The organism is Kitasatospora sp. NPDC001225 (assembly GCF_053597855.1).
The window spans coordinates 12530-32034 of the sequence record NZ_JBSFJC010000034.1; the positions used below are offsets into that span (position 1 = coordinate 12530).

Sequence of the window (19505 nt, forward strand, 5' to 3'; positions counted from 1 at the left end):
CCGTCTCACATGCTCTGGGCGGTACGGCGGATCAGGTCGCGGGACGCGTCGGGCTTGAGCGCACTCGCTTCCAACCGATCCAGTACGGCTCGATACTTGATCAGCTGCGGCTCGGTGTCAATGAACTCGAATCGGTCCCCATCGACCTGGACACTGTCCAACCGCGCGACCTCTGCTGCGAAGTACACGATCCCGGCACCGGAACTCGGGTAGCTACCGGTGCCGAACGGGATGACACGAAGATCGATGTGCGGGTGTTCACTCATGGTCAGCAGATATTCGAGCTGATCACGGGCAACCTTGCGGCCCCCGAAACCCATACGCAAGGCCGTCTCATGGACGACGGCCGACAGCGGCATCGGACGGTCGCCGAAGAGCACCGCCTGTCGCTTGATGCGGTGGGATACCAGGTGCTCCACTTCGGGCGGGGACAACGGCGGGACTACGTCCCGGAACAGGGCACGAGCATGCTCAGGGGTCTGGAGAAGACCAGGGATGTGAACCACTGAGACGATCCGCATCGTCTGCGTGTGGTGTTCGAGTTCCGCCAGGTCGAGTGCTCCGGCCGGGAGGATCTCGCGGTACTCCTCCCACCAGCCACGCGTGCGGCCGCCGGTCATGTGCGTCAGTGCCTCGATCAGGGCGTCGTCCGCGCAGCCGTAGAGACGCGCCAGGGTCCGTACGCGGTCCGCGCTCACCGGGTACCCGCCGGATTCGATGTTGCTGATGCGGGACTGCGGGGTGCCGTGCAGTTCCCCGGCTCGTGTGACCGAGAGTCCCGCCTGCTCGCGCAACCGGCGCAGCTCCGCACCGAGTCGCCGCTGCCGGATGCTCGGCGGAGTCTTGCTGGGCGGCATCCGCTGTCTCCTCGCTCTCGACCGCCATCGTCGGCGCCCGTCACCCATGGGAGTGGTAGTGATACAGATTCCTCAAAGGCGGTGGACTACATACTACCGACTGGCTACTTTTGACTCTGCGTCATGGATGCCCGCTGCCGGCGGTGACAGCAGCGCGGCGTCCAACTCCCCTACATGTAGGAGACTTCCATGAGCGCTACGCCCTCGCCAAACTCCCGCCCGGCCACGCTCCGCCCGCCGGTCGAACCGACCTTCGAGCAGGAGCTGTGCGGGCTCGTGCTCGACACCGCGCCCCGGCTGTTCGCCGTCGTCCAGGTGTGCGGCAACGACGCTGACGGGTGGGTCGCGGCCTGGGGGCTCGCCGACTCGGACGGCCGGGCCCACGTCATCGGCGTCGACGGGCGAACGCGGATGACCCTCCGCTCTCCCGAGCGGGCCATGCGCCACTTCTCCGGGCCGCCGGGCATCACCGCCCGGCTGATCTGGCTCTCCCCACCGAAGGCCGCCACCGTGAGCCGCGCCGCCGCAGCCTGAACCTCCCCCTACCCGCGCTCGACGAAGGCCAGCAGGCGCTCGTTGACCAACTCGGGCCGCTCCAGGTTGAGTCCGTGTCCGGCCTTCTCGACGATCTCCGCCCGCACGCCGGGGATCAGGCGGGTGACCCGCTCCACCACCTGGCGCGGCCGCAGCAGCGCACTGCGCCTACCCACCAGGACGAGCACCGGCAGCTCGATCGACGCCAACTCCTCGTCCGTGAACGGCCGGGCCGGCGGGCGGCCGCCCGGCTTGTAGCTCCGCATGGCGAGCATCAGCGGTGCGATCATCTCGCGCGGCGCGCTCAGTGCCGGGTTGGCCAGCAGCCGGCCGACGGCCGGGCGGAGCGGGCGCGGGGCGAGCATGCCGAACAGGCCGCCGACCATGTGGGCGTAGAACCGCGCGGGGACCTTCTCGATCCCGCCCGGGTCGAGCGGCGTGACCGAGGCCAGCCGCTCGGGCGCGTGGATCGCCTGGTTGAGCGCCAGCCAGCCGCCGTACGACACCCCCACCAGGTGGACCCGCTCCAGCCCGAGGCCGGCCAGCACCTCCCCGAGCCAGGCCGCGTTCTCCTCCGACCCGGCCGCGACGGCACGTTGCACGCTGCGGCCCGGGTCGTCCAGGGTGTCGATCGCGTAGACGGGGTGCCGCTCGCCGAGCGCCGCGATCTGCGGGTACCAGTTGGACGGGTGCCCGGCGTGGCCGTGCAGCAGCACGATCGGCTCGCCGGTCGTCGCGCCGTAGCGGTGGACGTGGACGCTCCCGTACGCGGTCTCGACGTCGAGTTCCCGGCGCGGGCCCGGCCAGAGTTCCATCGCCCGGTCGTACGCCTCAAGGAACTTCGCCCGAGCCGGCTCGCTGACGAAGTGTCCGACGCTGGTCCTGGTCATGATCCCTCCCTGTTTGATGGTATGGTTGTACCACAAAAAGATCCGGAAGGAACCCGATGCCGAAGCTGGTGGATCACGAGGAACGGCGGGCCCACATCATCGACGCCCTGCTCCGCTCGGCGGCGAACAGCGGCCTGCACTCCGTCACCATGCGGTCGGTGGCCATCGAGGCCGGCGTCTCGGTCCGCCTCGTGCAGTACTACTTCGACACCAAGGAGCAGTTGCTGCTCGCCGCCATGACCCGGCTGACGGCCCGCATGGGCGAACGCGTCCAGCGGCGCGTCCGCGCGACCGGCGCCAGCGGCCCGCGCGGCATCATCGAAGCCGTCCTACTCGAAGCCGTCCCCACCGACGAGGAGAGCCGGGCCTTCCACCTCATCCACACCGAGTACGCGGTGCTCTCCGTCACCGATCCGGCCCTCGGCGGGCCCCGGTTCCTCGCCGCGCCCAACGAGATGGAGGCCTTCCTCACCGCCCAGCTGACCGCCGCCCAACAGACCGGAACCGCCGACCCGCAGCTGGACCCCCGTGAGGAGGCCGTCGTCCTCCTCGCCGTCTCCGCCGGCCTCGGCCTCAGCGTCCTGCTCCGCCAGCGAACGGCGGAGGCCGCCACCACCGTCCTGCGCTACCACCTCGGGCGGATCTTCCCCGGCTAGGAATCCGTCCGGTCGATCACGTGACTCACTAGACTCTCTCCTCATCCTGGAGGGGGTGGCTGAAGCAGTGATGACTCGTGAGTCGGCCGTTGCGATGGTGCAGAAGATCATGGATGGGGACTGCTACGACGCCGAGATCGACCGCACGCTGGAGGCACTGGACAGGGGCCTTGGCTGTCCGAGCGGCTACGTCAGCGACTTGATCTACTCGGCCGACGGGCCGGAGCCGACAGCGGCCGAGGTCGTCGAACTGGCCCTGGCCCACCGACCGTTCGCGCTGTGAGAATGCAACCGCTCGGACGTGCTTCAGCCAGTGCAGCGCATTGTCACACGGGCGGGTGAGCCGACGGCCGACGCCCGTACGGGAACCGGTGCCCCTGGCAGGATGGCGGCCATGTCGAACACCAGGCGCGTGAAGCCGCCCACCCGTTCCCGGACCGCCCCGGGAACGTCCGTCCACACGATCAAGGTCACCCTGTCCGGCTCCAAGCCCCCGATCTGGCGTCGCCTTCAGGTGCCGTCGGGCACGGATCTGCGGCGGCTGCACGACCTGGTCCAGGCCTCGTTCGGCTGGGAGGACTACCACATGTGGGCCTTCGAGACCGGGCGGGAACGGTACGGCGTCACCGATCGGGACCTGGGGATCCGCGACGCGACGGCGATGCGCCTCGACCAGATCGCCCCCGGCGTCGGCACGCGGTTCCGCTACATCTACGACTTCGGCGACAACTGGGAGCACGACATCCTCGTCGAGGCCGTAGGAGACGCCGAACCCGGTGTCTCCTACCCTCACTGCCTCACCGGCCGACGGGCCGGCCCGCCCGAGGACTGCGGCGGGATCTGGGGATACGAGTACCTCGTCGAGGTTCTCACCGACCCCGGCCACGAAGAACACGAGGAACGACTCGAATGGCTCGGCCTCGACTCGGCCGACCAGTTCGACCCCGCCGCGTTCGACCCAGCCGAGATCAACACCGCCCTGGCCGACTACACGACCGTACTCGTCCACGACTGAAACCGGACCGCGCCCAGCCGATCGCGCCCCCACCCCCGCCGGGGGCGATCAAGACCCTCGCAGGATCAACGCGGTGCTGCACCGGGTCTCGATCGCGGTCGTCAGAAGTAGCCGAAGAAGCGGTCCGACCAGGTGGGCCGCTGAATGTACGAGGGCAGTCGGCTCGGCCCGTCGTAGTCGCTCTCCAGCAGTTCCTCGGCAATCACGACATAGCCGAGTTCGACCAGCGCCCGGTTGACCCTGGCGAGGTCCGCGTCGTCCAGCTCGCCCTCGGCCCGGGCTTCCTCCGTTCCGCTGAAGGCGCCCGGGTTGTCGGCGCAGACCAGCGCCAGTGAGCCGAACTTGCTGACGCAGACGACGATCCGGGTTCCGCAGACGGTCGCGTGCCCGGGAACGACGACGCGTCCGTACTCGCTGGAGTCCTGGGCGTCCTGCTCGGCCGGGCAGGGAACAGCGAAGTCGCCTTCGAGCCGAGCCACCAGAGCACCGAAGCGAACCGCGGTCCCGCGACGGTCGTAGCGCTGCGGCCACTCCAGCCACGCCGGATCATCGAGCTCGCGCAGCAGCGCCGGCAGGTCCGCTTCACTCTCGGTCATGCGCTCATCCTGGCGCGGCAGCCACCCGCGGAACAGTCCGGGGCACCGGCACACTCGGCGCTCCCCGACCTCACCCGCCCAGGTTCAGTAGCATCAGGGATTCCGATCGTGAAGGAGTGCCGACCGCGTGAGACTCGTCAGCGACCCCGTGTACGGCGAAGTGGATCTGACGGCGTCGGCGGAGGAGCTGAACCGTCTGGCGGACGCGGTGGCCGAGGGCAAGGGGCTTCTCATCTCGACCCCCTCACCGGCCACCGACGCCCTGGCGGGGATCGAGGTGAAGGGGACCGCCGGCCCCGGTGTCCTTGTCCATCTGGACTCCGAGCGGCAGTTCCTCGTGATCAGCGGTGACTCCGCCGGCCGGGCGGTACTCGCGGACAACCTGCGCGGCATGGCTTCCGCCGAGGACGGCGGCCACCTCCACATCGACTACTTTCCCGGGCACTTCTACCTTGCCGAGGGTTCCCTGCCGCTGGTGGTCAACAGTCCCCACGGAGGCATGCCGACCCGCTGAACCGGCCGTTGGTTGTCTGTGGTGACCAAGGATCCGACCAGCGGGATGCCCGCCGGGGCGGTGGTTGCTTCGTCAGTCCTGGAGCCGGCCGAGCAGTCTCCTCCTGAGCGGCGGTAGCGGTCCCGGAGAAATTGGATTGCCTTGGGGACGGCGCTCACGTTGGCTGGGCAGCATGGCTGAACTGCGTACCGATCGCCTCGTGCTCCGTCGATGGCAAGACTCCGACCTTGAACCGTGGGCGGCTATGAATGCCGATCCTGAGGTTCGGGAGCACTTGGGCGACCTGCTCACCCGTGAACGGAGCGATGCCTCCGTGGCGCGGTTCCAGGCCGAGTTCGACCGGCGAGGCTACGGATGGTGGGCGGTTCAAGTGCAGGCCACGGGCGAGTTCATCGGCTTCGCGGGCTTGGACCAGGTGGATGATGACATGCCGTTCACGGGGGTAGAGATCGGTTGGAGGCTCGCTCGCTCGGCCTGGGGCCAGGGTTACGCCACCGAGGCCGCCCTGGCTGGTCTTGCCTTCGGCTTCGAAACGCTTGAACTCCCCGAGATTCTTGCAGTGACGACTGCTACCAACATCCGTTCCCAAGCAGTGATGCGCCGGATCGGCATGACCCGCGACCCGGCTGACGATTTCGACGACCCCACCGCGCCCGAAGGGCCACTGCGTCCGAACGTGCTGTACCGAATCGCGCGTGGTGTGAGGGCCTGACGCTCTCCCTCCTGGTCGGTCGACCTGCGCACGCGGACAGGCTCAGCCACCACACCCCCGACGGTCGCATCGGACGTCTCCGGACATCCAACCGCTCGAACCGCCGATCCGGCGAACCTTCCCGGTCAGTACGACTAGACCAAGGCCCCCTGCTCTGCGGGCTGGCGCGGGACGCCGTGGAACACCTGGCGCGTGTGCCACTGCCGGTGGCGGTCGGCGACCGGGGGGCGGCCGGGCTGGGGGCCGATGAGCGGGCGGCCGGAGAGTGCGAGCACGTGGCGGCGGCTGGCCTCGCTGCGGCCGACGAAGCGGTCGGAGACCAGGATGCGATGGCCCTCGCCGAGGCCCAACACGCCCTTGTCGAAGAGCTTGTGGTGCAGTGAGCACAGGCACAGGCCGTTGTCGACCTCGTCCGGCCCGTCGTGCGACCACCAGCGCACGTGCGCGGCCTCCAGTCCGACCGGGCTCGCCCCGAGGGCGCCGTCGTAGCCGCAGAAGGCGCACTGGAACTCGTAGGCGGTGAGTATCAGTTCACGCATCCGCCGGTCGCGCTGCCGCCGGGCCGCGGCCTCGGGCCCGCCCACGGCCCCGGTCTCGGCCCGCTCCAGGTCGAGGCCGACCGCCTCGCAGAGGTCGGCGTGCAGGGACGTCGGGAAGTGGGCGTCCAGCAGCACCCGGGCCATCCGGCCCAGCAGGGCCGGCTCCTCGCCGAGCGCGGCCCGCAGCGCGGGCGCGAGCCTGCCGGCGGCCCCGCTCGACCGGAGGACCCCGACCCCGCTGCCGGGGCTCCCCGGCCCCTGGTCGGCGCGGACCTCCCACACCCCGTCGCTGACCAGGTGGTGGAACGGGTAAGCGGGGGTCGTCGGACGCGGCGGGCCGTACTCGACGAGCAGCCGCTTCAGCTCCCCCTCGACCGCGCTGTACCGCAGTTCGCCGTCCGCGTCCCGCTGGTACCCGCCTAGCGCGTAGAGCAGCAGCAGCGGCTTGTGCGGCGCACGCTCGCCGCCCTTCGTCCAACGCCTCAGTCGCGCCACCCGATCGAGCCAGTCCATGCCGGCCAGCGTAGTTCGCGGCCCGGCGAAGGGATCACCCGGGCCGACGGGTCCGCCCCCGGCCCCGCCGAGAGCGGGCAGAGGGGCTGGGCGACGTCACTCCCATCCCCATCATGTGCGTGAGAAGTCGGCCAGGCCGACTTCTCGCGCACGATGCCCCCCCCGAGCCGGTCGGGGTCACTCCGGCCGGAATGCGCTGGCCTCGAGCGTGACGGGTGAGCCACGATGCCCTCTCGTGCCGGTTGAAGGAGGGAGAGTCATGGCCGAGGTGACTCCGATGGATCTTGTCGTTCTCGCTGACGATGAGGGCAACGGCGTCGGCATCACGGTCCTGGGTCGGCACCCGCGATGGTACGGCGGGCTTGCGGCCGAGATCGCCGTGGCGACGCCCTTCGTCAGTGGGCGCATCGACCTGGTGCTGTCGGCCTCGAAGTTGGAGGAGTGGGGCCTGGCCCTGGACAGGCTCGGTGCCGGCCAGGACATCGAGTGGATGGAGATGGACAGCGGACCGTCCGTCTTCATCCAGCTCACCGGTGAGCGCGGGTGCCCCGAGGTGGTTGTCGAGGACGAGTCGGGCTCGATGGTCACCGTGCGGGTTCCGATCGACCTGCCGGAAGGGTGGATCGCGGACCACCGCCAACGCCTCCGGAACCTGCTGGACGCCTGGAGCCCGATCCCGTCAGGGTAGGGATGGCAACGGCCCGGCCTGCTGTCGGCCGGAGGCGAGCTGGTCGTACTGGTCGTACTGGTCGAGCAGTTCGGACGTCGCGGCTTGGTCCGGCGCGACCTCCAGGGCTGCGGCGAGGTGGTGGCGCGGCGGGCGGGGCCGGGTCGAAGGATCGGTGGAATTTTTTTCCGGATCGACCGGATGCCAACCGCCCAACGGCGGCAGGCATTGTCGGCACACCATCCGAAAGTGCCCACGAGAGAGGCCCGTCCCGCGAAGTTCGGACTTGCGGGCTGGAACGGCGTCGAAATGTGGTGCGCTTCTTTCTGCGGCGATTTCACGAATTCGCAGGTGGAGATGTGTGCTCCGTAGACGAAACCATGGCTCTGACCTGCGGAGATCAGCAATAATTTATATCAATCTGCACTACTCCAACGGCCCGCACAGGACCGTCGCTTCGGAATCAGGAGGCGGTCCACACCCTGCCCGAGCGTGGGTATCCTCGTCACCGGACCCGCAGACGGGCATGAAATGGGCGCCGCCCCCTCGCCGGAACGGCGCCCGTATGCCTCATCGGGTTCGAAATCCGTTATCCGATCCGGAAGGCATTGCCATGCTCTCACAGGAAACACCCGCACCGACCCCGTCCCGGTCCCGGCGACTGCACCTGCGGGTGACCGCCGGCGGTCTCGGCAGCCTGGCGACGACAAAAGTCGACCTGGGCCTCGGGTGGCGTCTCGTCCGGGCCGGGATGGGCGCGCCCCAGGCCGGGGCGATCTGCTTCGGCCTCCTGGCCGTCCCGGTGTTGGTGGCGCTGGCCGCTGTCCTGTGGTCCGCGGACCGGCTGGAGGCCTCTCCCCGGAGCTGACCGAACAGGGATAGTCCGAGCACCCAGTAACGTTACTGGGTGCTCGGACTGCCCTTGCCTGGAGGGGAGTTGTCATGGATCACGTGATCCATGACCTACCCGGCCCGCCGCACCGCCGCTGCGCCGTGCGCCAGGCGGCGGTGACGGCCCGGTGGGCGGCGGCGGTGGCCTCGGGGATGTCGCCGGGCAGGTGGAGCGGGGCGCCGAGGTGGACGTGCAGGGCGGGGCGGCGTACGGGGGCGGTGGCGAGTCCGGCGAGCTGTTTGGCGGTGCCGCCCGAGCTGAGGCGGCGGGCGCCGCACTGGCCGAGCGGCACCACGGGGGCGCCGGTCGCCGCCGCGAGCCGGGCGAGGCCGGTGCGGAAGGCGCCCGGTTCCGCGTCGCGGGAGTCCCGGTGCTTGGGCAGGCCGCCCTCGCCGTAGATGAGGACGACCCGGCCGGCCGCGAGCGCCGCCGCGGCCGCGTCGAGGGCTTCGGCCGCCCGGGCCGTGCCGCGGTGGACGGGGATGTGCCCGCCGGAGCGCAGCACTCCGCCGAGCACCGGTACCCGCCACAGTCCGGCGGTCGCCATCACCACCGGCTCGGCGCCCAGGCGGCGCAGCGCGGCCAGCACCACGCCGGGGTCGGCGGCCGAGGTGTGGTTGGCCGCGACGACGCTGCCCGGGGCGACCGGGCCGGGTGTCTCGGAGGTGACGGACAGGCGCCCGAGGACGGGCACCAGGGCGGCGGCGATCCGGCTGAGCATGGCGGGCCCTCCGTGGCCTCCGGCGTCGTGGGACCGCCATCGTCCCGGCACACCGGCCCCGCCCGCCTGAGTAGCGGTACTCAAACGGGACCGGGTGCCGGCCGCCGGGTCAGCCGCGCTGTACGGTGACCCGGTCCACGGCGGTGCCGTCCTCGGTGAGCGAGCGCACCTCCATCCGGGCGGGCCTGCCCGCGACGGCGGGGGTCACGTCGATGGCCACCAGGCAGTAGCCGGTGTACCGGACCCTGGACCAGGTGACCTTGACGGTCTGGTTGTGGCCGCTCCGGTCGGAGACCACCATCGGCACGGGCTTGTCGTTGGCGCTCTCGTGCCCGAGGTAGGTGTCGGCGGCGGGGAAGGAGTAGAGCCCGCCGCCACCGCCGCCCGCGACGACGTAGGTGGTGCCGTCCTTGACCGGGTCGACGGTGTCGCCGGAGGCGACCTTGCGGGTGGGCTTGCCGGCCCGGATGGGGTCGGTCCGCTCGTAGACGTGGTTGTGGCCGCTGAGCACCAGGTCCACCTGGTACTTGTCGAACAGCGGGGCCCAGTCCTGCTGCGCGCCGAGTTCGGCCCCGTTGTCGTGGCAGGTGGAGTAGGTGCACTGGTGCAGGTAGACGACGATGAAGTCGATGCCGGTGTCGGCGCGGAGCGCGGCGAGCCGGCTCTCCAGCCACTTCTTCTGCTTGCCCTTGGTGTAGTCGAGGTTGGCGGGGGTGTTGTAGCAGACGTCGTTGCCGTCGAGGCTGATCAGGCCGACGTTCTGGTAGCGCCAGGAGTAGATGCCGGTGGACTGGCTCCAGGCGTTGTCGGGCGTGGTGAAGCGGGCGCGCATGCCGCCGTAGCCGTCGGTCCCGTACCAGGGCTCCATCTCGTGGTTGCCGATCGCCGGCATCCACGGGGTCCGCGCGGCGACGGGTTCGTTCTGTACGAAGAAGGAGTCCCACAGGCGGGCGTCGTACGCGTCGCTGGTCTTGCCGCTGCCGCCGGCGTTGGCGTAGGAGAGGTCGCCCATGTGGAGGTGGAAGGCGGGGTCGAGGCCGGCGATCAGGTTTCCGGTGGCCGCCGCGTTGTACCCGATGCCCTGGTCGCCGAAGGCGGTGAAGGTGAATCCGGCGCCGCGGCCGGGGGCGGGCGCGGTGCGGAAGCTCGCCACGTCGCCGAGCCGGGCGCCCTGGCCGGCCGGGTCGTAGCCCTGGTGGCCGACGACGTAGTAGTAGGTGGTGTCCGGGATCAGCTGGTCCAGCCGCGCGTGCAGGTAGTACTGGGTGACGGTGGTGGGCTTGACGAGGGGCTGGTCCTCGACCGGCTTCTGCCAGGAGAGCTTGCTGACCAGGGTGCGGACCTCGGCGGCGATCGGGGCGCCGTAGTCGCCGGGCTGGACGCCGATGCGGACGAACGGCGCGGTCACCGCGTCCGGCACCTGCCAGGAGACGACGACCTGCTGGGACGGGTCGGCCCCGTAGGCGAGGTGCCGGCCGAAGGGCCGCAGCGCGGATCCGGCGGTCCGCTCGCTCCGGGGCGCGGGGACGGTCGGGGCGGCGGGGGAGGTCGGGGTGACGGGGAGGGTCGGGGTGGCGAGGGCGGTCGGGCGCGGGGCCGCCAGGGCGGTGCCCGGCAGCAGCAGGCCGCCGGCCGCGAGGGCCGCTCCGCCCGCCGCGCCGGCTCGGAGGAGGTCGCGCCGGGAGTGCCGTGGGGTCTCGGTCTCGGACATGACATCAAGTTAGGAAACTTCCCTAACCTTTGACAAGAGGTCCGGCATCACCGGACGTGTTTTCGATTCCCTTTCACGGTAGGCGAGTTGGTACGACAGCGAGGACCCGCCGCGCACCGGGCGGCGCGGCGGGCCCTCGACGACGGGTGCGCTACCGGCCGGCGCCGGCGACCGACCGGCCCTGCGAGCCCTCGCCCTGGGAGTCCTCACCCTGGTCGTCGTCCCAGCCGTCGCTGCGGTCGCGGTACAGGGTGAAGCGGTCGTACAGCACCGGCGTCGGGAGCGGGGCGGCGGCGGTGGCCGGGACGGAGTGGTAGTAGCTGACGGTGATGGCGGTCCGGCCGCCGGGCACCGTCCCCGGGTCGACGTCGAAGACCGCGACGCCGTAGGGGTAGCGGGTGTCCGGGTCGGTGACGGCGGACCAGTGGGCCTTCTCCTTGGCGTCCGGGTCGGCCTTGTAGGTGAGGCGCTGAGTGCGGACGGAGGCCTCGCGGACGCCGTCGGCGTCGGCGGGCAGGTAGACGTCGTCGTGCCCGGCGGTGCCGCCGCCGCCGAGGATCAGGTGGACGGTGCCCTGCGAGGTGTCGATCTGCCGCAGGTCGTCGTCGGCGACGGCCGGGGTGAGCAGGCCGCCGGGGGCGGTGCCGCGCACCGGGTGGGTGCGCTCGTAGTCGTGGTCGTGGCCGGCCAGCACGAGGTCGACGCTGTGGCGGTCGAGCAGCGGCAGCAGCTTCTCCCGGATGCCCATGTCGCCGCCGTGGCTCTGGGCGGAGGAGGACATCGCGAACTGGTGCAGGTAGACCACGATCCAGTCCACCGAGCTGCCACCCCGGGCCCGCGACAACAGCCGGTCCAGCCAGCGGAGTTGGGCGCCGTCGCTGTACCCGCTGATGTAGATGGACTGCCCGGTGGCGGGGTCGATGCTGGCGTCGTCCTCGACCGCGATCTCGTTGCCGTCCAGGCTGACGAAGAGCACCGAGCCGATCTGGAAGCCGTACCAGGTGCCGCAGTGGTCACGCGTGCCGTTGTCCGGCAGCTCGAAGCGGGTCAGGTAGGAGGCGTAGCCGAGCTCCCCGCCACCGGCCTCGACCTCGTGGTTCCCGGGTGTGGGCATCCACGGGCGGTGGGCGGCCGATCCGGACATGTTGTTCATGAACGCGTTCCAGGCCTGCGGCTGGCGCTGCGGGTTGTTGTTGGCGTACGCGAGGTCGCCGTTGAGCAGGTGGAACAGCGGGTCGAACCCCTCGACCTGACGGACCGCCGCCGCGCCGTGGATGGAGGACTTGCTGAACACGTTGTCGCCGGTGCCGAGGTCTCCGAAGCTGGTGAAGCGGAACGCGGCCCGGCCGGGCGCGGGAGCGGTGCGGAAGGTGCCGCGGACCGGCTGGGCGCCGTCGTGCAGCACCTCGTAGACGTACGTCGTGTCGGGCCGCAGGCCGTCCAGGCGGGCGTGGTGGGTGAAGGTCTCGACCTTGTTGAGGCCGTCCACGTAGCTGCGGCTGCGCGCGTGCACCGTCCGGCCGGCGCCTTCGCGCGGGGTGCCGATCCGCACCCGGGGACGGTTCACGGACGCCGCCGTCGCCCAGGAGACCGTCATCTCGCGGGAGGGCTCGTCGCCCCACTGGAGGTGGAGCTGCTCCGGGCCGGGCGTACCGGCCACCGCCGGCTGGGTCCACAGCAGGGTGGACGCGGGCAGCGCGGCGAGCGCACCGGCCGCCGCACCGGTGCGAAGGACCGTCCTTCGAGACGTACGGGATGTGCGGGAAGTACGAGAGGGTTGTGCCGCCACTGCCGCCTCCTGGGCTCGGGGAAACGCCGAGGAGGCTCCCAGCCGCACCGCACGGCCGGGTCACGCCCAGCCGTGCGGACGGCGAACGCCAGCCGAACGGCGGGTGGCCGGGAACCCTCGGTGCACGACCTTGTCCCCGGTCGGCCGGGCGGCGCGGGAGCCCCGAGGTCGCGGCGCGGGAGCCGGGGCCGCGACGACGGCCGCCGGCGCCGGAAGCGGGCGGCAGGCGCACCAGCGGCGAGGTGACGAGGCACCAAAGCGACGAAACGGCAAGGCGACGAGGAGTACGGCCGGTCGGCCGCCGACCACCGGGGTGGCCCCGGACCGCCGCGCGGGTGACCCGTCGGACGTGTCGTCCACGGAACGCACCGTCCGGCGTGCATGGGTGGGAGTGCGCCGCCCCCGTGGACGGCGCCGGTCTTGTCCCCGAGTCTGAGAGCCGCCCATGCCTCCCACCGTTCGCCTGCGCCGCATCGTCCCGACCGCGCTCTGCGCCCTCACCGTGGCCCTCGCCGCCCCCGCGGCCCACGCCGCGCCGCCAGGCCGCGACAGCCGGTCCGACCCCGGGAGGGAGGGCGGCGGCTCGTACGACTGGGACCGCGTGGCGGCCTGCGAGAGCAGCGGAAACTGGCGCATCAACAGCGGCAACGGCTACTACGGCGGCCTCCAGTTCGACCAGCCCACCTGGCGGGAGAACGGCGGCCTCGGCTACGCCCCGCGCGCCGACCTCGCCACCCGCGAGCAGCAGATCGCCGTCGCCCAGCTCCTGGCCGAACGTCGCGGCCTCTCCCCCTGGCCCGTGTGCGGCGCCCGCGCCACCCACGGCCAGGGCCGCGACAACGCCCCGCCGCCCCCGGCCCACGCCCACACCCACACCCACACCCAAGCCGCCCCGGTCGAGTCCGAGGACGGCACCTGGACGGTCCGCGAGAACGACACCCTCGCCGACCTCGCCGAGTCCCTGCGCGTCCCCGGCGGCTGGCCGGCGCTCTACGAGCTCAACCGCGACGCGGTCGGCGAGGACCCGGACCTCATCCATCCCGGACTGGTCCTCGAACTCCCCTCCTAGGACCGGTCGAACCCGACCGCCGCCCGCGCCCGCCCAGGCGCGGGCGGCGGTCCGTCGTTCGGCCCCGGACACGCCGACGGCCCGTCCGCTCACCAGGAGCGGACGGACCGGGGCGGACGGACCGAGGCGGACGGGCCGGGGCGTTACGGGCCTTGCAGCAGAGACAGGCCGTCAGCCGACGTGGACGCGCGGGCGGCGCGAGCGGTCCGGCTCGGCCTCGCGCAGCACCTCGCGGGTGACGGGGGCGACCTCGCCCTGTCCGAACAGGAAGAACCGCAGGAACTGGGCGAAGGGGCTGCCCTCGGTCCACTCGAAGTAGAGGTGCGGCTGCTGCCCGGTGCGGTCCCGGATGTTGAGCGCCAGCGCGGCGAGCGCGTTCGGGATGCTGGAGCTCTCCAGGGTGAGCACCCGGTAGCGGCCGTGCAGCACCTCGCCGCGCACGGTCAGCGCGGCCTCGAAGTCGGAGGCGTCGCGGACGGTCACCTCGACGAAGACCAGGTCGTCCTCGCCGGGGATGTCGTTGTCGGCGCGGATCTGGTGGATCTTGTCGCGGTACTCGGCGAGGTCCCGGCTGTTCGGCTCGTTGGCGATCAGCCGCAGCGGCCGGTGGGCGTAGTCCCTGATGAAACGTTCCGCCACGTCGTCCAGGGCCACGCTGGTGACGCGCAGCTCGAAGGCGCGGCGCAGGCGGGAGAGCAGCGAGACCAGGACGATCCCGGCGATGAAGCAGGCGCCGATCTTCAGGCCGTCCGGCCGCTCCAGGCAGTTCAGCACGGTGGTGTAGAGGAAGATCGCCGCGATGACCGCGAAGGCGACGGTCCAGCCGCGCTCGCGCTTCTTGTGCGCGGCGATGGTCACCGCGATGGCGGCGGAGCTGATCAGCACCAGCACGCCGGTCGCGTACGCGCCGCCCTGGGCGTCTACGTCGGCGTCGAAGATCCAGGTGACCAGGAAGCCGATCAGGGTCAGCACGATCACCATCGGCCGCACCGCGCGGGCCCAGTGCGGGGCCATGCCGTAGCGCGGCAGGTAGCGGGGCAGCAGGTTGAGCATGCCCGCCATGGCGGAGGCGCCGGCGAACCAGAGGATCGCGATGGTGGAGAGGTCGTAGACGCTGCCGAAGGCGCCGCCGAGGTACTGGTGGGCCAGGTACGCCAGGGCGCGGCCGTTGGCGTCGCCGCCGGCCTTGAACTGGTCGGCCGGGATGAGCAGCGTGGTGATGAAGCTGGTGGCGATCAGGAAGCAGCTCATGATCACGGCGGCGGTGGTCAGCAGCTTGCGGGTGCCGCGGATCCGGCCGGCCGGGTTCGCCTCGGTGTCGTCGGGGTCGCCCTTGATGTGCGGCATCACGGCGACGCCGGTCTCGAAGCCGGACAGGCCGAGCGCCAGCTTCGGGAAGGTCACCAGGGCCACGCCGACCATGACGATCGGGTTGCCGTGCTGGGCGGTCAGCGCGTCCGTCCAGTCGGTGACCACGTGCGGCGCCGAGACGATCTTCCAGAGGCCGACGGCCACCACGACCACGTTCAGCACCAGGTACGTCCCGACCAGGAACACCGCCAGGCCGATCGCCTCGCTGAAGCCCTTGAGGAAGACCGCGCCGAGCAGGGCCACCAGGACCAGCGTGATCACCACCTGCTTGCCGCCGAGGAAGCCGGTCAGGTGCGGGTTCTCCACCAGGTGCGCGCTCGCGTCGGCGGCGGACAGCGTGATGGTGATCAGGAAGTCCGTCGCCGCGAAGCCGAGCAGCGCGAGGACGAACAGCTTGCCCTTCCAGAACGACAGCAGCCGCTCCAGCATCGCGATCGAGCCCTCGCCGCGCGGGCTCTCCTTGGCCACCCGCCGGTAGACCGGCAGCGCGCCCAGCAGGGTGACCACCACCAGCACGATGGTGGCGATCGGCGACAGCACGCCCGCGGCCAGGGCGGCGATGCCCGGCTGGTAGCCGAGCGTCGAGAAGTAGTCCAGGCCGGTCAGGCACATCACCCGCCACCAGCGCTGGCCGGCGGGCGTGCCGTGCGCGGCGGAGTCCCCCGCCGCCGCGCCCCCGGTCGGCGCCTCCGGGGCGCCCTCGTCGGCGGACTGCCGCGCGGGCTTCTCCGCGGTCACGTCCTCCAGCAGCCAGCTGCGGAGGCGTATTCGCGCCGACGGCGCGTCCGACTCCGCCGTCTCCGTCGAACCCGACGAAACCACCTTGCACCTCTTGTTTAAAGACCCCGTAAAAACGCCGTCGGGCGACGGCAGTGCGTCAGGCTATGCGACCGGCGTTAAGGATCCGCTACCGGGCCGCGTTAAGAAATCGTCATGACGCCGCAGGTCGGTGCCGGTGGCACGCCGGAGTGCGCCGGGTGCCGGAGACGGCGGGACCCCGAACCGCCGGAGCGGTTCGGGGTCCTTTCGGGGTGGAACCCGGGCACTTTCGCGCGGGGGGGGAGTCCGCGATCAGGCCCGGTAGCCGAGGACGGTCATCATGCCCGTCTCCGCGTGGTAGACGTTGTGGCAGTGCACCATCCACAGGCCCGGGTTGTCGGCGTCGAAGTCGACGGCCAGGGTCGTGCCCGGCAGCACCACCGCGGTGTCCTTGCGCGGGCCGTCCCCGGGCAGCGCGAAGCTGTGACCGTGCAGGTGGACGGGGTGCCACATGGCGGTGCTGTTGCGGAACTCCAGCCGCACCCGCTCGCCCGCCGCCACCGGGTAGCGCTGCGCCGGGTCGTACCGGCGGCCGTTGAACGCCCAGTCGGCCTTCGCCATCCCGCCGGTGAGCTCCAGCCTCACCGTGCGGTCCGGCGTCTTGGCCGGCAGCCGGACGTCCGGGGCGGCCTTGAGCTGCCCCGCGGTGACCAGCCGGCCGTCCAGCTCGGCCGGGCGGACGGCGGCGTCGGGCGCGGCGCCGCCGCCGGTGCGCAGCACGGCCAGGGCGGTGGCGTTCTTGCCCTCGGCCAGCGCGGTCAGCGGGAAGGCGCCGTCCTTGGCGGTCACCAGCACGTCGTAGCGCTCGCCCATGCCGAGCAGCAGCGCCTGGGCGGTGGCCGGTTCGACCGGGAGGCCGTCGGTGTGGGTGACGGTCAGCTCGTGGCCGCCGAGGGCGACCCGGTAGGCGGTGTCGCCGCCCGCGTTGACCAGCCGGATCCGGATCCGGTCGCCGGGCTTGGCGGTGAAGGTCTCGGGCGCGGTCGCGAGCCTGCCGTTGACCAGGTGGAACGGGTACGCGACGTCACCGGCGTCGCCTCCCAGCAGCGGGCTCTGAGCGCCCATCAGCATCCGGGACGGGCCGGCGGCGTTCGGGGTGCTGCCCGCGCCGGGCGTCCCCGCCATGTCGTGGCCCGGCATCCCCGTCATCCCCGGCATGTCGTGGCCGGAGCCGCCCGAGTGGTCCATCCCGCCCATGCCCCGGGCGAGTTCGGCGAGGACGGCGTCCGGGGTGCTGCCGTCGACGCCGTCCACCCAGTCGTCCAGGACGACGACCCACTCCTTGTCGTAGGCCAGCGGCTCCCTGGGGTCCTCCACGATCAGCGGGGCGTACAGGCCGCGGTCCTGCTGGACGCCGGAGTGCGGGTGGAACCAGTACGTGCCCGGGTGGGCGAGCGCGAAGCGGTACTCGAAGGAGGCGCCGGGCCGGACGTCGGCCTGGGTCACGCCCGGCACGCCGTCCATGTCGTTGCGCAGCGCGAGGCCGTGCCAGTGCAGCGTGGTGGGCTGCGGCAGGTGGTTGGCGAGGGTGACGGCGAGCGTGTCGCCGAGGGTGGCGCGCACCTCCTGGCCGGACAGGCGGTCGCCGTACGCCCAGCTGCGGACGGTGCGGCCGCCGAGGTCCAGGGTGGTCTCGGTGGCGGTGAGCGCGACCTTCCGCTCCGGGCCGGGGTTGCGCCGGGCCTCGGCGGCGGCGACCTCGGGGCCGTTCGGGGCGAGGTAGCCAGCCGGGGCGGCGGCTCCGGTCGTGCCGCTCGTGGGGCCGTGGTTCATGGACCCGTGGTCCATGCCCTTCATGGAGCCGGAGGAGCAGGCGGTGAGCAGGCCGGTCCCGGCTGCGGCGAGCGCGGCGCCGAGGACGGTACGACGGGTGGGTGTGCGCATGGCGGAGTGCACCTCGTGCGGTGTGTGGGTGTGCAGGACGTCGCGTCGGCCGTTCCGTGCGCGGGCGCTGCGGGGCGCGAGCGGGCGCGTGGACGTGCGCGCGGGCGCTCCAGGGCGGGCGCGGGCACGGGACGGCGGGCGCGCGCCTACTGGCGCAGCACCGAAAGCCGGGCGAGGAGTATCCGCCCGCCCCCGGGCGGGGGCAGCGCGCGGACGGCGCGCAGCAGTCGGGCCCGTACCTCGGCGGCGGCGGCGTCGCCGCTGCGGCGCAGCAGCGGGCCGGCGAGGAGCAGCACCAGGGTCCAGCCAGCCAGGACGGCGAGGCAGACCGCCATCGGGTCCATGCCGCCGGCGATGGTCGGGTCGACGGAGGAGGCGGCCGAGAGGGCGGGGTCGACGGCGGAGGCGGCCCCCATGGGCGCGGCGGCCGGGCCGTGGTGGACGGCGGCCGCGGGGTGCGCCTGGTGCACGGCCGAGGCGTGCGTCCCCGCTCCCTCGTGCCCGCCGGAACCACCGTGTCCGCCGTACCCGCCGTACCCGCCGGAACCGCCGTGCCCGCCGCCCGGATGGCCGAGCGTGTGCATCGTCACGATGCCGAACAGCAGCGCGGCGAGCAGCAGCAGGCGCGGCGCCCACGGCACCGGCGGACCGAACGGCCGTGACCGCACCATCCTCCGCCTCCTGTCCCCAGCCGCCGCCATGTACCCCGGCAGGGTATCCCGGCCGCACACCGCGGACCGAGCCGGGGCGCACCCCCGCGGGGGGCTACTCCGGCCCCAGCACCGCGGCCGCCACGTGCTCGCGGAACCAGCGGTGCCCCGGATCGGCCGAGTTGCGCGGGTGCCAGGCCATCCCCAGCTCCAGCGGGGCGAGTTCCAGCGGGATCGGGAAGGTGCGCAGGCCCAGCGCGGCGACGGTGTCCGGCAGCCAGTCCTCGGGGACGAGGGTGACCAGGTCGCTGTCCCGGGCGAGCAGCATCGCGCCGGTGTGACTGGGCACGACCACCGCCACCCGGCGCCGGAGCCCGAGTTCGGCGAGCCCGGCGTCGATCGGGCCGAGCCGTTTGCCGCGCCGGGAGACGCCGATGTGGTCGGCGGCGGCGAACCGGCGGGCGGTGATCCGGCGGCCGTCGAACAGCGGATGGCCCGCCCGGGCGAGGCCGACCAGGGGAACGCGGAGGAGCTGCCGGGTGCGGACCTCCGTGTCCAGGTGGCCGAGCACGCCCAGTTCGACGTCCACCAGCCCCTGCCGCAGCGCCGGCCCGTCCTCCAGCGCCTCCGGCAGGAAGACCACGTCCACCCGCGGGGCCTCCGCCCGGACCCGCTCGACGAGGGCGCCCGCCGTCCGTACCAGCATCAGTTCACCGGCCTGCAGCGTGAAGGTCCGGTCGAGGTGGACGGGGTCGAAGCCGGCGCCGGGGCGCAGCACGTCGTCGCAGCCGCGCAGCAGCGCGCCGACCTCCTCCCGCAGTTCGAGCGCCCGCGGGGTCGGGACGAGGCCCTGCCCGGCGCGCACCAGCAGCGGGTCCTCGACGGCGCGGCGCAGCCGGGCCAGCATCCGGCTGACGGCCGCCGGTGAGGTGCCGAGCCGCTCGGCGGCGCGGGTCACACTGTTCTCCTGGAGCAGGGCGTCCAGCGCCCGCAGCAGGTTGAGATCCATTGGCCGTCCGCTCCTGACCTGGGTCTTTGCATCCTGGGCAACTATCCGATGCCGATCCTTGCATGGCTCCCGCCGCGGCTGCCGACGACAGTGGAAA

General features: G+C 72.1%; 20 protein-coding genes. 9 read left to right on the forward strand and 11 right to left on the reverse strand.

The genetic code is table 11. From position 1 onward, the window contains the following. Positions 1 to 5 precede the first annotated feature (5 nt). Positions 6 to 857, reverse strand: a complete 852-nt coding sequence (locus ACWDCZ_RS14515) for a helix-turn-helix domain-containing protein (protein ID WP_380742942.1) — start codon at positions 855 to 857, stop codon at positions 6 to 8. Between the two features lie 189 nt (positions 858 to 1046). On the opposite strand from ACWDCZ_RS14515, the gene ACWDCZ_RS14520 reads away from it, so the two are divergent. After that, a complete protein-coding gene (locus ACWDCZ_RS14520; RefSeq protein WP_449816060.1) occupies positions 1047 to 1391 on the forward strand; it encodes a hypothetical protein in 345 nt (114 codons plus the stop codon). Between the two features lie 8 nt (positions 1392 to 1399). On the opposite strand, the gene ACWDCZ_RS14525 is transcribed toward ACWDCZ_RS14520, so the two are convergent. Beyond that, entirely contained in the window at positions 1400 to 2281 is an 882-nt protein-coding gene (locus ACWDCZ_RS14525; RefSeq protein WP_449816061.1) for an alpha/beta fold hydrolase, read from the reverse strand. A gap of 56 nt (positions 2282 to 2337) precedes the next feature. Here ACWDCZ_RS14525 and ACWDCZ_RS14530 point away from each other — a divergent pair, with 56 nt between their 5' ends. The 3 genes from ACWDCZ_RS14530 to ACWDCZ_RS14540 all read left to right on the forward strand — a co-directional run bounded on the left by ACWDCZ_RS14530 (position 2338) and on the right by ACWDCZ_RS14540 (position 3952). Then, positions 2338 to 2937, forward strand: a complete 600-nt coding sequence (locus ACWDCZ_RS14530) for a TetR/AcrR family transcriptional regulator (protein WP_449816062.1) — start codon at positions 2338 to 2340, stop codon at positions 2935 to 2937. Between the two features lie 55 nt (positions 2938 to 2992). Then, positions 2993 to 3220 carry an e9imm peptide gene (locus ACWDCZ_RS14535; protein WP_449816063.1) on the forward strand — a complete coding sequence of 76 codons (228 nt, stop codon included), beginning with the start codon at positions 2993 to 2995 and terminating at the stop codon, positions 3218 to 3220. A 111-nt stretch (positions 3221 to 3331) separates the two neighbouring features. Continuing rightward, the gene (locus ACWDCZ_RS14540) at positions 3332 to 3952 is read left to right on the forward strand and encodes a plasmid pRiA4b ORF-3 family protein (protein WP_449816064.1); all 621 of its coding nucleotides are present in this window, start codon (positions 3332 to 3334) and stop codon (positions 3950 to 3952) included. A 101-nt stretch (positions 3953 to 4053) separates the two neighbouring features. Here ACWDCZ_RS14540 and ACWDCZ_RS14545 read toward each other — a convergent pair whose 3' ends face one another. Further along, complete coding sequence (locus ACWDCZ_RS14545; RefSeq protein WP_449816065.1) at positions 4054 to 4548, reverse strand: hypothetical protein; 495 nt, start codon at positions 4546 to 4548, stop codon at positions 4054 to 4056. 127 nt (positions 4549 to 4675) lie between these two features. Between ACWDCZ_RS14545 and ACWDCZ_RS14550 the strand changes: the two genes are divergently transcribed. Together ACWDCZ_RS14550 and ACWDCZ_RS14555 are read left to right on the forward strand one after the other, a co-directional pair. After that, complete coding sequence (locus tag ACWDCZ_RS14550; protein WP_049650068.1) at positions 4676 to 5062, forward strand: Imm32 family immunity protein; 387 nt, start codon at positions 4676 to 4678, stop codon at positions 5060 to 5062. A 172-nt stretch (positions 5063 to 5234) separates the two neighbouring features. Then, positions 5235 to 5774, forward strand: coding sequence for a GNAT family N-acetyltransferase (locus tag ACWDCZ_RS14555; protein WP_049650069.1), 540 nt, complete (start codon positions 5235 to 5237; stop codon positions 5772 to 5774). Between the two features lie 134 nt (positions 5775 to 5908). Here ACWDCZ_RS14555 and ACWDCZ_RS14560 read toward each other — a convergent pair whose 3' ends face one another. Continuing rightward, complete coding sequence (locus ACWDCZ_RS14560; RefSeq protein WP_449816066.1) at positions 5909 to 6826, reverse strand: phosphorothioated DNA-binding restriction endonuclease; 918 nt, start codon at positions 6824 to 6826, stop codon at positions 5909 to 5911. Between the two features lie 259 nt (positions 6827 to 7085). On the opposite strand from ACWDCZ_RS14560, the gene ACWDCZ_RS14565 reads away from it, so the two are divergent. Together ACWDCZ_RS14565 and ACWDCZ_RS14570 are read left to right on the forward strand one after the other, a co-directional pair. Next, positions 7086 to 7514, forward strand: a complete 429-nt coding sequence (locus ACWDCZ_RS14565) for a DUF5959 family protein (protein WP_449816067.1) — start codon at positions 7086 to 7088, stop codon at positions 7512 to 7514. 592 nt (positions 7515 to 8106) lie between these two features. After that, complete coding sequence (locus ACWDCZ_RS14570; RefSeq protein WP_449816068.1) at positions 8107 to 8361, forward strand: hypothetical protein; 255 nt, start codon at positions 8107 to 8109, stop codon at positions 8359 to 8361. A gap of 79 nt (positions 8362 to 8440) precedes the next feature. Here the strand turns inward: ACWDCZ_RS14570 and ACWDCZ_RS14575 are convergent, their stop codons facing one another. The 3 genes from ACWDCZ_RS14575 to ACWDCZ_RS14585 all read right to left on the reverse strand — a co-directional run bounded on the left by ACWDCZ_RS14575 (position 8441) and on the right by ACWDCZ_RS14585 (position 12477). Further along, positions 8441 to 9106 carry a lysophospholipid acyltransferase family protein gene (locus ACWDCZ_RS14575; RefSeq protein WP_449816069.1) on the reverse strand — a complete coding sequence of 222 codons (666 nt, stop codon included), beginning with the start codon at positions 9104 to 9106 and terminating at the stop codon, positions 8441 to 8443. Between the two features lie 109 nt (positions 9107 to 9215). Continuing rightward, positions 9216 to 10817, reverse strand: coding sequence for a purple acid phosphatase family protein (locus ACWDCZ_RS14580; RefSeq protein WP_449816070.1), 1602 nt, complete (start codon positions 10815 to 10817; stop codon positions 9216 to 9218). 151 nt (positions 10818 to 10968) lie between these two features. Beyond that, positions 10969 to 12477 carry a purple acid phosphatase family protein gene (locus ACWDCZ_RS14585; protein WP_449816071.1) on the reverse strand — a complete coding sequence of 503 codons (1509 nt, stop codon included), beginning with the start codon at positions 12475 to 12477 and terminating at the stop codon, positions 10969 to 10971. Positions 12478 to 13051: 574 nt separating this feature from the next. Here ACWDCZ_RS14585 and ACWDCZ_RS14590 point away from each other — a divergent pair. Beyond that, entirely contained in the window at positions 13052 to 13675 is a 624-nt protein-coding gene (locus tag ACWDCZ_RS14590; RefSeq protein ID WP_449816072.1) for a transglycosylase family protein, read from the forward strand. Between the two features lie 171 nt (positions 13676 to 13846). Here the strand turns inward: ACWDCZ_RS14590 and ACWDCZ_RS14595 are convergent, their stop codons facing one another. From ACWDCZ_RS14595 to ACWDCZ_RS14610, 4 genes are all read right to left on the reverse strand, one after another. After that, positions 13847 to 15868, reverse strand: a complete 2022-nt coding sequence (locus ACWDCZ_RS14595) for an APC family permease (protein WP_074002498.1) — start codon at positions 15866 to 15868, stop codon at positions 13847 to 13849. Between the two features lie 249 nt (positions 15869 to 16117). Continuing rightward, complete coding sequence (locus tag ACWDCZ_RS14600; protein ID WP_449816074.1) at positions 16118 to 17749, reverse strand: multicopper oxidase family protein; 1632 nt, start codon at positions 17747 to 17749, stop codon at positions 16118 to 16120. Between the two features lie 146 nt (positions 17750 to 17895). Then, entirely contained in the window at positions 17896 to 18420 is a 525-nt protein-coding gene (locus ACWDCZ_RS14605) for a hypothetical protein (protein ID WP_449816075.1), read from the reverse strand. 94 nt (positions 18421 to 18514) lie between these two features. Then, complete coding sequence (locus ACWDCZ_RS14610; RefSeq protein WP_449816076.1) at positions 18515 to 19408, reverse strand: LysR family transcriptional regulator; 894 nt, start codon at positions 19406 to 19408, stop codon at positions 18515 to 18517. Positions 19409 to 19505 lie beyond the last annotated feature (97 nt).

What these genes read in the sequence shown, in the direction of transcription:
- ACWDCZ_RS14515 (WP_380742942.1), bottom strand. Translation starts at nt 857, where the DNA reads ATGCCGCCCAGCAAGACTCCGCCGAGCATCCGGCAGCGGCGACTCGGT.
- ACWDCZ_RS14520 (WP_449816060.1), top strand. Translation starts at nt 1,047, where the DNA reads ATGAGCGCTACGCCCTCGCCAAACTCCCGCCCGGCCACGCTCCGCCCG.
- ACWDCZ_RS14525 (WP_449816061.1), bottom strand. Translation starts at nt 2,281, where the DNA reads ATGACCAGGACCAGCGTCGGACACTTCGTCAGCGAGCCGGCTCGGGCG.
- ACWDCZ_RS14530 (WP_449816062.1), top strand. Translation starts at nt 2,338, where the DNA reads ATGCCGAAGCTGGTGGATCACGAGGAACGGCGGGCCCACATCATCGAC.
- ACWDCZ_RS14540 (WP_449816064.1), top strand. Translation starts at nt 3,332, where the DNA reads ATGTCGAACACCAGGCGCGTGAAGCCGCCCACCCGTTCCCGGACCGCC.
- ACWDCZ_RS14545 (WP_449816065.1), bottom strand. Translation starts at nt 4,548, where the DNA reads ATGACCGAGAGTGAAGCGGACCTGCCGGCGCTGCTGCGCGAGCTCGAT.
- ACWDCZ_RS14555 (WP_049650069.1), top strand. Translation starts at nt 5,235, where the DNA reads ATGGCTGAACTGCGTACCGATCGCCTCGTGCTCCGTCGATGGCAAGAC.
- ACWDCZ_RS14560 (WP_449816066.1), bottom strand. Translation starts at nt 6,826, where the DNA reads ATGGACTGGCTCGATCGGGTGGCGCGACTGAGGCGTTGGACGAAGGGC.
- ACWDCZ_RS14565 (WP_449816067.1), top strand. Translation starts at nt 7,086, where the DNA reads ATGGCCGAGGTGACTCCGATGGATCTTGTCGTTCTCGCTGACGATGAG.
- ACWDCZ_RS14570 (WP_449816068.1), top strand. Translation starts at nt 8,107, where the DNA reads ATGCTCTCACAGGAAACACCCGCACCGACCCCGTCCCGGTCCCGGCGA.
- ACWDCZ_RS14575 (WP_449816069.1), bottom strand. Translation starts at nt 9,106, where the DNA reads ATGCTCAGCCGGATCGCCGCCGCCCTGGTGCCCGTCCTCGGGCGCCTG.
- ACWDCZ_RS14580 (WP_449816070.1), bottom strand. Translation starts at nt 10,817, where the DNA reads ATGTCCGAGACCGAGACCCCACGGCACTCCCGGCGCGACCTCCTCCGA.
- ACWDCZ_RS14590 (WP_449816072.1), top strand. Translation starts at nt 13,052, where the DNA reads ATGCCTCCCACCGTTCGCCTGCGCCGCATCGTCCCGACCGCGCTCTGC.
- ACWDCZ_RS14600 (WP_449816074.1), bottom strand. Translation starts at nt 17,749, where the DNA reads ATGCGCACACCCACCCGTCGTACCGTCCTCGGCGCCGCGCTCGCCGCA.
- ACWDCZ_RS14605 (WP_449816075.1), bottom strand. Translation starts at nt 18,420, where the DNA reads ATGGTGCGGTCACGGCCGTTCGGTCCGCCGGTGCCGTGGGCGCCGCGC.
- ACWDCZ_RS14610 (WP_449816076.1), bottom strand. Translation starts at nt 19,408, where the DNA reads ATGGATCTCAACCTGCTGCGGGCGCTGGACGCCCTGCTCCAGGAGAAC.